Source organism: Caballeronia sp. LZ024 (genome assembly GCF_031451455.1).
Lineage (GTDB): Bacteria > Pseudomonadota > Gammaproteobacteria > Burkholderiales > Burkholderiaceae > Caballeronia > Caballeronia telluris.
In genome coordinates, this window is sequence record NZ_JARUXL010000001.1 from 1,585,861 (window position 1) to 1,599,941 (window position 14,081).

Consider the following 14,081-nt stretch of genomic DNA (forward strand, 5'->3'; position numbering starts at 1 on the left):
GCGCCCCGTTTTTTGCTGTCGCAGGATCGACATAGGAAGCGAATTCGCCGCTATCGGACGCCGCCGCAAAACCGCTTGAAAATCTGCTAAACTATCCGGTTTTTCGCCGTACATCATTCAAAAGGACGCGCTGTGCTGTCTACTGCCAATATCACCATGCAATTCGGGCCGAAGCCCCTCTTCGAGAACATTTCGGTCAAGTTCGGGGAAGGAAATCGCTACGGCCTGATCGGGGCGAACGGCTGCGGCAAGTCGACCTTCATGAAAATTCTGGGCGGCGACCTGGAACCGAGCTCCGGCAACGTGATGCTCGAACCGAACGTGCGCCTCGGCAAGTTGCGCCAGGACCAGTTCGCGTATGAGGACATGCGCGTGCTCGACGTCGTGATGATGGGCCACACCGAAATGTGGGCCGCGATGACCGAGCGCGACGCGATCTACGCGAACCCCGACGCCACCGACGACGACTACATGCGCGCCGCCGAACTCGAAGCAAAATTCGCCGAGTACGACGGCTACACGGCCGAAGCGCGCGCGGGCGAACTGCTGCTCGGCATCGGCATCGCGATCGGCGACCACAACGGCCCGATGAGCAACGTCGCGCCCGGCTGGAAGCTGCGCGTGCTGCTCGCGCAGGCGCTCTTCTCGAAGCCCGACGTGCTGTTGCTCGACGAGCCGACTAACAACCTCGACATCAACTCGATTCGCTGGCTCGAAGACGTGCTGAACCAGTACAACTCGACGATGATCATCATCTCTCACGATCGGCACTTCCTGAACCAGGTCTGCACGCACATGGCGGACATGGACTACGGCACGCTGAAGGTGTATCCGGGCAACTACGACGACTACATGCTCGCGAGCACGCAGGCGAGGGAACGCCAGCAGGCTGCGAACCAGAAGGCGAAGGACCGCATCGCCGACTTGCAGGACTTTGTGCGCCGCTTCTCGGCGAACAAGTCGAAGGCGCGTCAGGCAACGAGCCGCGCGAAGCAGATCGACAAGATCAAGATCGAGGATTTCAAGCCGTCGTCGCGGCAGAATCCGTTCATCCGCTTCGACTTCGAGAAGAAGCTGCACAACATCGCAGTGGTCGCCGAAGACATCACGAAGAAGTACGAGCGGACCATCTTCGAGCGCTTCAACATCAGCGTGCAGCCGGGCGAGCGCGTCGCGATCATCGGCGAAAACGGCGCGGGCAAGACCACGCTGCTCAAGTCGCTGAAAGGTGCGATCCAGCTCGACGGCGGCAAGATCAAGTGGGCGGAGAACGCGAGCGTCGGCTATATGCCGCAAGATACCTACGAAGAGTTCCCGAAGGACGAGACGCTCACCGACTGGGTCGATCAATACCGTCAGGACGGCGACGACGACCAAATGGTGCGCGGTACGCTCGGCCGGCTGCTTTTCAACGCGGACGACATCAGGAAGTCGGTGAAGGTGCTCTCGGGCGGCGAGAAGGGCCGCATGATCTGGGGCAAGCTGATGCTCGGGCGCCACAACGTGCTCCTGATGGACGAGCCGACCAACCACATGGACATGGAGTCGATCGAGTCGCTGCAGATCGCGCTCGAAAAGTACGAAGGCACGCTGATCTTCGTGTCGCACGATCGCGAGTTCGTGAGCGGCCTCGCGAACCGCATCATCGAAGTGCGCACGAACGGCACGCTGAACGACTTCGGCGGCACGTACGAGGAGTTCTTGACGAGCCAGGGCATTCAGTAACGCCAGCTCGGCGCTTGATCGCCAGCAACGGCCCGCTTCCCACGAAGCGAGCCGTTTTGCTTTTCGGAAGCCTCGTAGAATGTCCTGATCCGTCGACATGGTGTCGTTCACCGGTTCGACGCGCGCAGGCAAGCGCGTCTCGGAACTGGCATCCGCGACCGTCAAGCGCGTCGCGCTGGAACTCGGCGGCAAGTCGGCGGCGATCGTCCTCGACGACGCCGATTTCCCCGCTGCGATTACAGGCGCCGTGAGCGCGTGCTTCCTGAACTCCGGCCAGACGTGTTCGGCGCACACGCGTCTCATCGTCCCGGAATCGCGCTAAGAGGAGGCGCGCGCACTTGCGGCGCGTGCCGCCGAAGCATTCGTCCCCGGTGACCCGAAGAGCGAAGCGACGAAGTTCGGCCCGCTGGCGTCGTCGGCGCAGGAGGCGCGCGTGCAGGACTACATCCGGCGCGGCGTCGAAGAAGGCGCCGAACTCGTCACGGGCGGTCCCGGCAAGCCCGACGGCTTCGATCGCGGCTTTTACGTGAAGCCGACGGTCTTCGGCCGCGTTCATCCGAAGGCGACGATCGCGCAGGAGGAAATCTTCGGCCCCGTGCTCTCGATCCTCACCTACAAGGACGACGACGAAGCGGTGCGCATCGCGAACGACTCGCTCTACGGCCTCGGCGGCGCGGTCTGGTCCGGCGACGACGAACGCGCGCTGGGTGTCGCGCGGCGCATCCGCACCGGACAGGCCGACATCAACGGCGGCGCGTGGAACATGGCGGCGCCGTTCGGCGGCTTCAAGCAGTCGGGGCATGGCCGCGAGAACGGCAGGTATGGGCTCGAGGAATATCTCGAATACAAATCGATGCAGTTCCGCTCAGGTTCTCGCTGATCCATCGGCGCGAACCGGTCATCGCGGCCAGCGCGGCGCGATGACCGATTTCTTGATTTTTCTCAATTTCGCGCGCGGTCCCTTCGATCAGACTCCCCCAATCTGAATTTATCGAAGGACATTCATCCATGACCACGCTTCCCATGCTGACCATCCGCGGCCGCGCGCTGTTGCCCATCGTGCAGGGCGGAATGGGCGTCGGCGTTTCGGCGCATCGCCTGGCGGGCGCCGTCGCCAGGGAAGGCGCGCTTGGCACGATCGCGAGCATCGACCTGCGCCATCATCACCCGGACCTGCTGGAACGCTGCAAGGCGGACCCGGCCCGCGCGACGCTCGAAGCGGCCAATCAGGAAGCGCTCGCGCGCGAAATCGGCGCGGCGAAACGCCTGAGCGAGGGGCGCGGGATGATCGCCGTCAACGTGATGCGCGCGGTCAGTTCCTACGCCGATTCGGTGCGCACCGCGTGCGAGAGCGGCGCCGACGCGATCGTGATGGGCGCGGGCCTGCCGCTCGACCTGCCGGACCTCACGGAAGGCGTCGATATCGCGCTGATTCCGATTCTGTCGGACAGTCGCGGCATCGCGCTCGTGCTGAAGAAGTGGATGAAGAAGAACCGCCTGCCCGATGCGATCGTGATCGAGCATCCCGCGCACGCGGGCGGCCATCTCGGCGTCGCGCATCTCGCCGACATGCAGGATGCGCGCTTCGACTTCGCCCGCGTGATCGCGGAAACGATGCAGACGTTCGATACGCTCGGCATCGAACGCACGCGCATTCCGCTGATCGTCGCGGGCGGCGTGAACAGCCACGAAGGCGTGCGCGCGTGTTTCGCGGCGGGCGCGGCGGGCGTGCAGCTCGGCACGCCGTTCGCCGTCACGGACGAGGGCGATGCGCACCCGAACTTCAAGCGCATCCTGGCCGAGGCCTCGCCGGAGGACATCGTCGATTTCGTCAGCGTGACCGGGCTGCCGGCGCGCGCGGTGAAGACGCCGTGGCTCGTGCGTTATCTGAAGAACGAGGAGCGCATCCGCACGAAGATCGGTGCGCGCAAGCAGATCTGTCCGACCGGGCTCGACTGTCTGGCGGTGTGCGGCCTGCGCGACGGCATCGAGAAATTCGGTCACTTCTGCATCGATACGCGGCTGTCGGCCGCGTTGCGCGGCGATGTCGCGAACGGCCTGTTCTTTCGCGGTCGCGAGGCCTTGCCGTTCGGTTCGGCGATCCGCAGCGTGCGCGAACTACTCGATCTGCTGCTCGGCGCGACGCGCCCGGCCGCGGCCTGATCAGAGGCGGTCGCGGCGGAACCGCATCGCGGTGCCTTCGTCCGTGATGCGCACCCAGATCGCGCGCTTTTCCTCGTCCGAGAGAAAAACCCAGTTCGACACTTCGCCCGCCGTGCGGCCGCAGCCCTTGCAGACGTCGTCGAAAAGCGTGGAGCAGACGCCGATGCAGGGGCTGTCGGGCAAGTCGTGAAGATTCGATGACATAGGAAACCTGTTGGCGCCCGTCTTCTTGGCAAAGCCGGGCGCGTCGAAAAAAATCAGCGCGCGATACTGTAGCCGATCCGCGCGATCCAGTGATTGCGCTGGTTGTAATCGAGGATGTCCTCGCCGTAGCCGTTGAAGTAGCCCACCCACAGATAGCCGCCCCACGCGCTGCCGATCAGCTTCGCGAGCGGATACGTCAGCTGCGAATCGATGCTGCCGTACCAGTGCTTGGTGCCTTTGCGCAGCGTGGTGGCGAGCTGCCAGCCGTCGGGGCTGCCGTACTTCACGAGGAAATCGACGTAGCCGCGATAGTCGGCGATGTCCTCGTTGCCTTTCTTCGTCAGGTAGTAATAAAACTTCGGCGAGAGCGTCAGGTGATTCGAATTCAGGTCGCCGAATTCCCACGTCGGGCGCACGAACGCGATGTTGATCGCGCGCGAATCGTCGCCGCTCTTGCCGTTCGATTCGTGGCCGAAGCCCGCCGCGATGCCCATGCGCGTGAACAGCGGACTCTTCCAGCCCGTGTCCTGCACGTAGTAAAACAGTTGCGGCTGATAGCTCGTGTCGCGAAACGGCGCGGAATCGGCCGACAAGTCCCAGATCGACGTCTGCGTGTACCCGAAATAGAGGTTGTCCAGCAGGCTGCGCGAACGCGGATCGTCGGGCAGCATCAGCCGGTACTTGAAGCTGAACTGGAATTTCGCGGAATTGTCGCCGTTCACGCCGTCGCCGAAATACATCGGATCGAAGGTCGACAGGCGCCCGCTCAGCATGCGATCGGTGGTCGTGGTCGGCACGGCGGTCGCGTTCGCCGCCGCCGAGGCGCTCGCCAGCTGGCCGGGCGTCGCCGCCTGCGTTTCGGCGCGCTCGGCGGCGACAACCTGCGCCTGGTTCTCGCCGCGGTTCAATGTCACGAGCATCGGCGACGAATCGAAGCCGACCGGATCGATCTTGACGGTGCCGCGTGCCGTGTCGGGCCACGGCGCCGAAAAGCGCACCCGCCGATACTGCCCGGCGCGCAGTTGCAGGCGGTCCGGCACGGCGGCCTCGCGGATGAGCGCGAGCGGCTGTGGCGGCAGGTCGCCATTGGTGAGCGTCACGGTCAGTTGTTTCGGTACTTCGACGGTGAGCGGCTTGCCGTCGTCGGCGGTGTACATCAGCGTCAGTTCCAGCGGCTGCTGCGCGGCCGCTTCGCGCACCGGCTGCAATACCGCAACGGTCGCATGGGCCAGGCTCGCGCAACCGAGCGCGGCCGCGAACGCTGCGAGCAACCCGACGCGCCGGATGGACTGCTTTCTGAAATGCAAAAGGCCTCGAGCCATGAAACGTTCGTCCTATTGATGGGATGCGGGCGCGGTCGTCGAACCGTTGAACTCACCAGATTCAACCGCTTTGCGGGGCATGCGAACGTGCGGGCGCGCCGTGTCCAGTTTCTGCTCAGGCAGTGAAAGCGCTGGGGGACGCGCTGCCGCCGCATCTTCGCGGCGATCCGAAAAAGAAGAACGTAATTGTAAACATGCTTAAGACATCGGCGCGCAGCGCTCAATAAGTCGCGAGCGTTCAGCCGACCACCAGTTGCCAGAGCAGCGCGCCGTTCAACACGACGATGATGCCCGCGCAACCCCACGCGAGCGCGAGCGGCACGCGCGCGACGCGCCAGCGGCCCATCAGCCCCGCATCCGAGGCGAAACGCACGAGCGGGATCACGGCAAGCGGAAGCTGCAGCGTGAGCACCACCTGACTCGCCACCAGCAACTGATTCGATCCATGTTCGCCGAACGCGCTCACCGCGACGAGCGCGGGCCCGATCGCGAGTCCGCGCGTGAGGAGCGCCCGCGCCCAGCGCGCGATCGACAGCCGCAGGAAGCCTTCCATCACCGCCTGGCCCGCGAGCGTGCCGGTGACCGTCGCGTTGAGCCCGCAGGCGAGCAGTGCCGCGGCGAAGAAGATGCTCGCCCACTGGTTGCCGACGAGCGGCGCGATCAACCGGTGCGCATCGGCGAGATCCTCGACGTCGACGTGGCCGCTCGCATGAAACACCGCGGCCGCCACGATCAGAAGCGATGCATTCACCGTAAAAGCCAGCGCAAGCGACGCAAAGGTGTCGATATTGACGCCGTAGAGCGCCGCCGCGACCGACCGGTCGTCGCCGTCCGGCGCGTGGTGTTTCACGAGCGCGGAGTGCAGATAGAGGTTGTGCGGCATCACGGTCGCCCCGAGAATGCCGGCCGCGAGCCAGACCATGCCGGCGTCGCGCAGGAGTTCCCTCGGCGGCGCGAGGCCGGCGAGCGCGTCGTGCCAGGCCGGCTTGGCGAGCGCCAGTTCCACGACGAAGCAAAAGCCGATGAAGAAAATGAGCGCGGTGACGAACATCTGCAGCGGACGGCGGCCGCGGCTTTGCAGCGCGAGCATCGCGAAGGTGGCGACGGCCGACATCAGGACGCCCGCCGTCAGCGAAACGCCGAGCAGTAACTGGAGCGCGACCGCGCTGCCGACGACTTCGGCAACATCGCACGCGATGATCGCGATTTCGCAGGTGATCCAGAGAAACAGCGTCGTGCGGCGGCTGAAGTGTTCGCGGCACAGGCGCGCAAGATCGCGCCCGGTGACGACGCCCACCCGCGACGCCACCCATTGCAGCAGCATTCCCATCAGGCTCGCGAGCAGCACCACGCCGAGGAGCCGATAGCCGTACCTCGCGCCGCTGCCGAGGGCCGTCGCCCAGTTGCCGGGGTCCATGTAGCCGACCGCGACGAGCGCGCCCGCGCCGACGAACGAAAACCACCTTCCGCGCGGGGCGTGCGGGCGGCGACCTTCACGCGGTTCGCGGTCGGACGAAGGTCGCTCGGCGGGGCACGGCGTCAGGGCGGACGGATTGGTGTTCATCGCGGATTTTGGCCTGGAATGGCTGCAACGGATTGCTCTGCGTCGTCAAAAGTGGGCAGCAGCGCTCTCGGAGCCATTGCTTTTGCCGCCCGCGTCGGGCAGCGCGGAAAAGCGCGCTGCCCGTCCTGCGCGCGCCCGAGCTGCGGCGCGCATCCGAAATGGCTCAGCAACGACTGTTCCGCCTGGCTATTCGATCCTGTCGCGGCCCGGCTGGCTTCAAAGGCATGACTCGCCAGAGGGCTCGCGAATTCCAGAGACGGATATTCGCATTACGCAGCGAGCGGGTATCCGGATTCATTGATGCGAGTGTGGTTTTTGCGTGTGTCGCGCGCGGGGTTTAGCGGCTAAAATTGCGCCGCTTCTCGCGGGGCCCGATTGCACGCCGTCGAAACGCCTGCGACACGCGCCCGCTCGTGCGCTGTGAATTTCGCGCGACAGGCGGCGATTGTTTTTTGTCCCACCGCTGTTTAATGGTAGTTTTCGGGTTTTTAAAGGGAGCCGCGGATCAGCCGGATCGACAGGATCAGGAGGCGGCGATCCGCGCGGCATGAGGCGGTCGAAAGTCGAACGACGGAGAATCGAGATGAAACAAAAATTGGCGGTCCTGGCCGGACTGGTCGCTTGCGCCGCAGCGCTGGCGCCGGTGGCGGCATCGGCGAAGGACACGCAGCTCAACGTGTACAACTGGTCGGATTACATCGCCAAGGACACGATCCCGAATTTCACGAAACAAAGCGGCGTCCAGGTCAAATACGACAACTACGACAGCGACGACACCCTTCAGGCCAAGCTCCTCACGGGCAATTCAGGCTATGACATCGTCGTGCCGACCAGCAACTACGCGGGCAAGCAGATTGCCGCGGGCATCTTCGCGCCGCTCGACAAGTCGAAGCTGCCGAATCTCAAGTATCTCGATCCCGACTTGATGAAGCTCGTCGAGGGCGCCGATCCGGGCAACAAGTACACGGTGCCCTGGGCCTACGGCACGACCGGCCTTGGCTACAACGTGACGAAGGCGCAGCAGCTGCTCGGCAGCGGCGTCGCGCTCGACAGCTGGGACATCCTCTTCAAGCCCGAGAACATCTCGAAGCTGAAGGCCTGCGGCGTCTCGGTACTCGACGCGCCCGACCAGATGTTCGCCGCCGCGCTGCATTACATCGGCAAAGACCCGATGAGCACGAATCCGGCCGACTATCGCGCCGCGCTCGCGATGCTCAAGAAGATCCGCCCGTACATCCGGCAGTTCAATTCGTCCGGCTACATCAACGACCTGGTCGGCGGCGACATCTGCTTCGCGTATGGCTGGTCGGGCGATGTCGTGATCGCGAAACATCGCGCGGTCGACGCGAAGAAGTCGTTCAAGATCGAGTATTACATCCCGAAGGGCGGGGCACCGGTCTGGTTCGACGTGATGGCGATTCCGAAGGACGCGAAGAACAAGGACGCCGCGCTCGAATGGATCAACTACATCGAGACGCCGCAGGTTCACGCCGCGATCACGAACACGGTCTACTACCCGAGCGCGAATGCCGAAGCGCGCAAGTACGTCGACAAGGACGTGGCGAACGATCCGGCCGTCTATCCGCCGCAAGACGTGGTGAAGACGCTGTTCCTGCTCAAGCCGCTGCCGCCGGAGATCCAGCGTCTGCAGACGCGGCTCTGGACCGAATTCAAGTCCGGCCGGTAGACTGGATGGCGCCTGAACCGTCATAAGTCAGTGTCAAACACGAAGCCCCTGGTCCGCCGGGGGCTTTGTTCGTCGCCGGGACGATGGATTGCTGCGCGTCCCCCGGCGGAAAACGTCAGCGTAGAACGAATATCGCAGGAGTCGAGCAGGCAATCATGAGTGAGCAGTCGAGCGCAGTGCAGGCAGCGCCTAATTCCGGCAAGCCGCAGCCGGCCAGTCCAGCCGTCGCCGGCGCGGACAATTTTGTGCAGATCGTCGATGTCGTGAAGAAATTCGACGAGACCGTGGCCGTGAAGGGCGTGAACCTGTCGGTGAAGAAGGGCGAGCTGTTCGCGCTGCTCGGCAGTTCCGGCTGCGGCAAGTCGACCTTGCTGCGCATGCTCGCGGGCCTCGAAACCGTGACGTCGGGCCAGATCCTGATCGAAGGCGTCGACCTCGCGAAGATGCCGCCTTACAGCCGGCCGACCAACATGATGTTCCAGTCGTATGCGCTCTTTCCGCACATGCCGGTGGAGTCGAACGTCGCGTTCGGGCTGAAGCAGGAAGGCGTGAAAGGCGCGGAACTGAAGGACCGCGTGCACGGCGCACTCGAACTCGTGCAGATGGCGCGCTTCGCGAACCGTAAGCCGCACCAGCTTTCGGGCGGCCAGCAGCAGCGCGTGGCGCTCGCGCGCAGTCTCGTGAAGCGGCCGAAGCTGCTGCTCCTCGACGAACCGATGTCCGCGCTCGACAAACAAATCCGCCAGCGCACGCAGATGGAACTCGTGAACATCCTGGATCAGGTGGGCGTGACCTGCATCATGGTCACACACGACCAGGAAGAAGCGATGACGATGGCCGACCGGCTCGCGGTGATGAGTGAAGGCCAGATCGTGCAGCTCGGCACGCCGCACGAAGTCTACGAATACCCGAACAGCCGTTTTTCGGCGGAATTCATCGGCTCGACGAACCTGTTCGACGGCAATGTCGTCGAGGACGAGCCGGACCATGTCTTCGTGGAATCGTCCGAGCTGCCCGTGCGCCTTTATGTGAATCACGGCATCACCGGGCCGCTCGGCATGCCGGTGACGATCTCCGTGCGGCCCGAGCGCATCGCGCTGATGCGAAAGCCGCCCGAAGGCGCGTACAACTGGGGGCGCGGCACCGTGGCGAACATCGCGTACATGGGCGGCTATTCGCTGTATCACGTGAAGCTCGACAGCGGCAAGACCGTGGTCGCGAGCGTGTCGAGCCTCGCGCTCGGCGAAATCGACTCGCCCACCTGGGACGACGAAGTCTACGTGCGCTGGAGCGCCTCGGCCGGCGTGGTGCTGACGTCATGAAGCGCGTGCTCGATCTCGTGGCGGCGCCCTGGCGGTGGCTCGGCTTTACCGGACGCTCGGCGGTGATTAGCGGCCCGTTCGTGTGGCTGCTGCTCTTTTTCTTCGTGCCGTTCCTGCTGGTCGTCAAAATCAGCTTCGCGGATTCGCGACTCGGCATTCCGCCTTATACGGAACTCGTCGCGATGAAGGAGGGCGTGCTCAATATCGCGCTCGATTTCTCGCATTACCTGTTCCTTTTCGCCGACAGCCTGTATTTCGCCACCTACGTGAATTCGCTGCTGGTGGCGGCGGTATCGACGGTATTGTGTCTTCTGATCGGTTATCCGATGGCGTATTACATCGCCCGCTCGAAACCGGAAAATCGCAATCTGCTGATGATGGCGGTGATGCTTCCTTTCTGGACTTCATTCCTGATTCGCGTTTATGCTTGGATTGGCATTCTGAAGAACAACGGGCTGCTCAATAATTTCCTGATGTCGATCGGGCTGATTCATTCGCCGATCGAGCTTTATCACACGAATATCGCGGTCTATATCGGCATGGTGTATTCGTATCTGCCGTTTCTCGTGATGCCGCTTTACGCGCATCTCGTGAAAATGGATCTGACCTTGCTCGAAGCGGCATACGATCTCGGTGCGAAACCGTGGAAGGCATTCGTGCAGATCACGTTGCCGCTGTCGAAAAACGGGATTATCGCTGGGTGTCTGCTCGTATTCATTCCGGCGGTGGGCGAATACGTGATTCCGGAATTGCTCGGCGGCGCGGATACGCTAATGATCGGCCGCGTGATGTGGAACGAGTTCTTCGATAACGCCGACTGGCCGATGGCGTCCGCCGTCACGTGCGCGATGGTCTTGCTGCTGCTCGTGCCGATGGCGCTTTTCCAGCATTATCAGGCGAAGCAACTGGAGGAGCGGCCATGATCAAGCCGAGTCGTTCGCTTCAGTTCACGTCGCTTGGAATCGGGTTTTTGTTTCTTTATATCCCGATCATCAGTCTGATCGTTTATTCGTTCAACGAGTCGCAGCTCGTGACCGTGTGGACCGAGTTTTCGCTACGCTGGTACAGGGCGTTATGGCAGGACGAGGAACTGATCAATGCCGCGTGGCTTTCGCTGAGAATCGCGGTGTTGACCGCATGCGCGTCGGTCGTGATCGGCACTTGGGCGGGATTCGTGCTCGCGCGAATGGGGCGCTTTCGCGGATTCACGCTTTTCTCCGGCATGATCAACGCGCCGCTCGTGATTCCCGAAGTCATTCAGGGCATTTCGCTGTTGCTGCTTTTCGTCGAAATGGCGAAAGTGCTCGGCTGGCCCGCCGGGCGCGGATTATTCACGATCTGGATCGGGCATGTGATGCTGTGTATTTCTTATGTCGCGATCATCGTCGAATCGCGGGTGCGGGAATTGAATCCTTCGCTCGAAGAAGCGGCGCTCGATTTGGGCGCCACCCCATTGCGCGTGTTTTTCTCGATTACGCTGCCGCTGATTTCACAGGCGCTCGTGGCCGGGTGGCTGTTGTCGTTCACGCTTTCAATCGACGATCTCGTGCTGTCGGCGTTTCTGTCCGGCCCGGGTTCGACGACCCTGCCGCTCGTCGTATTTTCTCGTGTGCGACTCGGGCTCAATCCGGAAATGAATGCGCTCGCGACGTTGTTCATCGCTTTTGTGACCGTCGGCGTGATCGCTGCGAATTACTTCATGCAGCGCAACGAACGGCGGAAGATGGCGGGTCTGGTCTGAGATATTGCTGGCGCTCGAAGGCGCTTTCGAACACGACGCGCCGAACGCCAGCCAATACGGCTCTCACGTTGCGTTGGCGATATGCCTCGCGAACGACGACGAATCGGTATTCGTCCCGCACAGCAGCACGCCCACGCGCTTGCCTTGCAGCCGCTCGCGCAGCGGCCCCAGCAACCCGGCCGTGGCCGCCGCGCACGACGGCTCGACGGCCAGCTTCAGTTCGTTGAAAAGCAGCAGCATCGCGCGGCGTAACTGCGCATCGGTGACGGTCACGATCTCGTCGATATGCCGCCGGCACAGCTCGTAGCTGTATTCCTCGGTGTGCGGCGCCATCAGCGAATCGGCGATGCTGTGCATCGCACCCATCTTCACCGTGTGCTTCGCGGCGAAACTGCGGCTCATCACGTCCGCGCCCGCCGGTTCGACGCCGTACACGTGAATCGACGGATTCGCGAGCCGCATCGCCGTCGATACGCCCGCCGCCAGGCCGCCGCCGCCGATCGGCAGGATCACGGCTTCGAGGTCCGGCGCCTGCGACGTCCATTCGTAGCCGAGCGTGGCCGTGCCGAGCACCGTGCGATAGCCGTTGAACGGATGCACGAAGAAGCGGCCTTCCTCCGCTTCGATCCGGCGCACGATCTCGAACGCCTCCGCGCCGTTTTCCGCAAACACGACCTCCGCGCCGAAGCGCCGGGCGAGCCCGACGCGCGTCGGACTCGCGCTGCGGATCATCACGACCTTGGCGCCGATCTCCATACGCATCGCCGCATACGCGACCGCCACCGCATGATTGCCCGCCGACACGCAGGTCACGCCCGCGCTGCGCTCGCTGGCGTCGAGCGCGAGCAGGTTCGAGAATGCGCCACGCGCCTTGAACGTGCCGCTTGCCTGCAGCAACTCGAACTTGAAGGTGACCGGCGTGCCTTCGAGCGTGGGAAAGTCGTGGCGCTCGAAAGTCGGCGTGCGCGTCACCCACGGCGCGAGCGCCATGTGCTGTTCGGCGATGTCGTCGAGGGTCGGGATCGGCGTGCCGTCGATCGTGTGGTCGGTGTGCTGGCTTGCGGCGGACATGGCGGCTTCGCGGGTAGGTGGATCAGCGAACGCCCTGGGCGTCGACCGACATGCTGTGGATGAACTTGCCGAGGAACGCCTCGCACGCGGCGAGCTGTTCCAGCGACACATATTCGTTCGCCTTGTGCGCCTGCTCGATATTGCCCGGGCCGCACACGATGCTCGGCACGCCCGCGTTCGCGAAGAGGCCCGCCTCGGTGCCGTAGGCGACCTTGCGCTTGTCCTGGTTCTCGGTGAGCGCGCGCACGAGCTGCGTGATGGCGGCCTGTTCGGACGCGTCGAGCCCTGGCGCCGAGGCGATCCGCGAAATCTCGATTGCCGCGTTCTCGTGCTCCTTCTGCATCTTCGGCAGAAGCGTCTCGCGCGCGTAGGCTTCGATGCGGCGGTAGACGCTTTCCGGGTCGATCGTCGGCAGGTTGCGGAATTCGAACTGGAAGCTGCACTCGGCCGGCACCGTGTTGATCGCGTTGCCGCCCTTGATCGTGCTCGTCTGCGCGGTGGTGAAGGGCACGTCGTAGAGTTCGTCGAACGGGCCCTTGGCGCGGAATTCGTCGGCGACGTCGCGGATGAAGCAGATGAGCCGCGCCGCGTATTCGATGGCGTTCAGGCCTTTGCTCGTCAGCGACGAGTGCGCGGCGAATCCGCGCACGCAGCAGTTGTACGTGTTGATGCCCTTGTGCGCGATGATCGGGCGCATCGAGGTCGGTTCGCCGACGATGCAGCCGTCCGGCCGCACGCCGCGTTTTTGCAGGTCGGCGATCAGGAGCGGCGCGCCCGCGCAGCCGATTTCTTCGTCATAGGAAAGCGCGAAGTGGATCGGGCGGGCAAGTTTCGTCGACTGCATTTTCGGCAGCAGCGCGAGCGCCGTGCCGATGAAGCCCTTCATGTCGCAGGTGCCGCGGCCGTAGAGCAGGCCGTCGCGGATCTCGGGCTTGAAGGGATCGCTCGACCAGTCCTGGCCGTCGACCGGCACGACGTCGGTGTGGCCCGACAGCACGATGCCGCCGTTGGTTTCGCCGTCGTGCGCGGGGACGGTCGCGAAGAGGTTGGCCCACTGGCCGCGCTCGTCGACGGTGAGCGTCGATGCGATGCCCGCGGCGCGCAGTTCGTCGCGCACGGTTTCGATAAGGCCGAGGTTCGGATTGCGACTGACGGTGTCGAAGGAAACGAGCCGCTTCACCCAGGCAAGCGCGACGGGAGAAGCGGTTTCTGTGTTCGCCGTTTCAGCGATGTGGGACATGGTCGACTCCTGCTGGATAGAGTTCGATCATACCGAAAAAGC

11 protein-coding genes and 1 pseudogene are annotated in these 14,081 nt (G+C 63.6%); 7 read left to right on the top strand and 5 right to left on the bottom strand.

The features are described from left to right. The first annotated feature begins 132 nt into the window (after positions 1-132). The 3 genes and pseudogenes from QCE48_RS07275 to QCE48_RS07285 all read left to right on the top strand — a co-directional run bounded on the left by QCE48_RS07275 (position 133) and on the right by QCE48_RS07285 (position 3,888). Positions 133-1,725 carry an ABC-F family ATPase gene (locus QCE48_RS07275; RefSeq protein ID WP_309785478.1) on the top strand — a complete coding sequence of 531 codons (1,593 nt, stop codon included), beginning with the start codon at positions 133-135 and terminating at the stop codon, positions 1,723-1,725. Positions 1,726-1,816: 91 nt separating this feature from the next. Further along, a pseudogene (locus QCE48_RS07280) lies at positions 1,817-2,605 on the top strand (aldehyde dehydrogenase family protein); the annotation flags it as partial. 128 nt (positions 2,606-2,733) lie between these two features. Beyond that, positions 2,734-3,888 (top strand): nitronate monooxygenase family protein, encoded by a 1,155-nt coding sequence (locus QCE48_RS07285; RefSeq protein ID WP_309785477.1) that lies wholly within the window; start codon positions 2,734-2,736, stop codon positions 3,886-3,888. On the opposite strand, the gene QCE48_RS07290 is transcribed toward QCE48_RS07285, so the two are convergent. The 3 genes from QCE48_RS07290 to QCE48_RS07300 all read right to left on the bottom strand — a co-directional run bounded on the left by QCE48_RS07290 (position 3,889) and on the right by QCE48_RS07300 (position 6,978). Continuing rightward, a complete protein-coding gene (locus tag QCE48_RS07290) occupies positions 3,889-4,092 on the bottom strand; it encodes a DUF1289 domain-containing protein (RefSeq protein ID WP_309785476.1) in 204 nt (67 codons plus the stop codon). 53 nt (positions 4,093-4,145) lie between these two features. After that, positions 4,146-5,414 carry a phospholipase A gene (locus tag QCE48_RS07295; RefSeq protein ID WP_309785475.1) on the bottom strand — a complete coding sequence of 423 codons (1,269 nt, stop codon included), beginning with the start codon at positions 5,412-5,414 and terminating at the stop codon, positions 4,146-4,148. Positions 5,415-5,652: 238 nt separating this feature from the next. Next, positions 5,653-6,978, bottom strand: a complete 1,326-nt coding sequence (locus tag QCE48_RS07300; protein WP_309785474.1) for an Nramp family divalent metal transporter — start codon at positions 6,976-6,978, stop codon at positions 5,653-5,655. Between the two features lie 583 nt (positions 6,979-7,561). Here QCE48_RS07300 and QCE48_RS07305 point away from each other — a divergent pair. The 4 genes from QCE48_RS07305 (at position 7,562) to QCE48_RS07320 (ending at position 11,728) form a co-directional block, all read left to right on the top strand. Continuing rightward, complete coding sequence (locus tag QCE48_RS07305) at positions 7,562-8,665, top strand: polyamine ABC transporter substrate-binding protein (RefSeq protein WP_309785473.1); 1,104 nt, start codon at positions 7,562-7,564, stop codon at positions 8,663-8,665. A 155-nt stretch (positions 8,666-8,820) separates the two neighbouring features. Continuing rightward, a complete protein-coding gene (locus tag QCE48_RS07310) occupies positions 8,821-9,987 on the top strand; it encodes a polyamine ABC transporter ATP-binding protein (RefSeq protein ID WP_309785471.1) in 1,167 nt (388 codons plus the stop codon). Beyond that, positions 9,984-10,910 (top strand): ABC transporter permease subunit, encoded by a 927-nt coding sequence (locus tag QCE48_RS07315; RefSeq protein WP_309785470.1) that lies wholly within the window; start codon positions 9,984-9,986, stop codon positions 10,908-10,910. Before QCE48_RS07310 ends, QCE48_RS07315 begins: the two co-directional genes overlap by 4 nt. Next, positions 10,910-11,728, top strand: coding sequence for an ABC transporter permease subunit (locus QCE48_RS07320; RefSeq protein ID WP_309788247.1), 819 nt, complete (start codon positions 10,910-10,912; stop codon positions 11,726-11,728). The genes QCE48_RS07315 and QCE48_RS07320 overlap by 1 nt, the downstream gene beginning before the upstream one ends. Before the next feature lie 63 nt (positions 11,729-11,791). Here QCE48_RS07320 and QCE48_RS07325 read toward each other — a convergent pair whose 3' ends face one another. Both QCE48_RS07325 and argE read right to left on the bottom strand, forming a co-directional pair. After that, positions 11,792-12,799, bottom strand: a complete 1,008-nt coding sequence (locus QCE48_RS07325; RefSeq protein WP_309785469.1) for a threonine/serine dehydratase — start codon at positions 12,797-12,799, stop codon at positions 11,792-11,794. 22 nt (positions 12,800-12,821) lie between these two features. Then, positions 12,822-14,039 carry an acetylornithine deacetylase gene (gene argE, locus QCE48_RS07330; RefSeq protein ID WP_309785468.1) on the bottom strand — a complete coding sequence of 406 codons (1,218 nt, stop codon included), beginning with the start codon at positions 14,037-14,039 and terminating at the stop codon, positions 12,822-12,824. Between the last annotated feature and the right edge of the window lie 42 nt (positions 14,040-14,081).

Bases quoted from the DNA above. Each gene is read 5' to 3' on its own strand.
- QCE48_RS07285 (WP_309785477.1), top strand. From the start codon at position 2,734: ATGACCACGCTTCCCATGCTGACCATCCGCGGCCGCGCGCTGTTGCCC.
- QCE48_RS07290 (WP_309785476.1), bottom strand. From the start codon at position 4,092: ATGTCATCGAATCTTCACGACTTGCCCGACAGCCCCTGCATCGGCGTC.
- QCE48_RS07295 (WP_309785475.1), bottom strand. From the start codon at position 5,414: ATGGCTCGAGGCCTTTTGCATTTCAGAAAGCAGTCCATCCGGCGCGTC.
- QCE48_RS07300 (WP_309785474.1), bottom strand. From the start codon at position 6,978: ATGAACACCAATCCGTCCGCCCTGACGCCGTGCCCCGCCGAGCGACCT.
- QCE48_RS07305 (WP_309785473.1), top strand. From the start codon at position 7,562: ATGAAACAAAAATTGGCGGTCCTGGCCGGACTGGTCGCTTGCGCCGCA.
- QCE48_RS07310 (WP_309785471.1), top strand. From the start codon at position 8,821: ATGAGTGAGCAGTCGAGCGCAGTGCAGGCAGCGCCTAATTCCGGCAAG.
- QCE48_RS07315 (WP_309785470.1), top strand. From the start codon at position 9,984: ATGAAGCGCGTGCTCGATCTCGTGGCGGCGCCCTGGCGGTGGCTCGGC.
- QCE48_RS07325 (WP_309785469.1), bottom strand. From the start codon at position 12,799: ATGTCCGCCGCAAGCCAGCACACCGACCACACGATCGACGGCACGCCG.
- argE (WP_309785468.1), bottom strand. From the start codon at position 14,039: ATGTCCCACATCGCTGAAACGGCGAACACAGAAACCGCTTCTCCCGTC.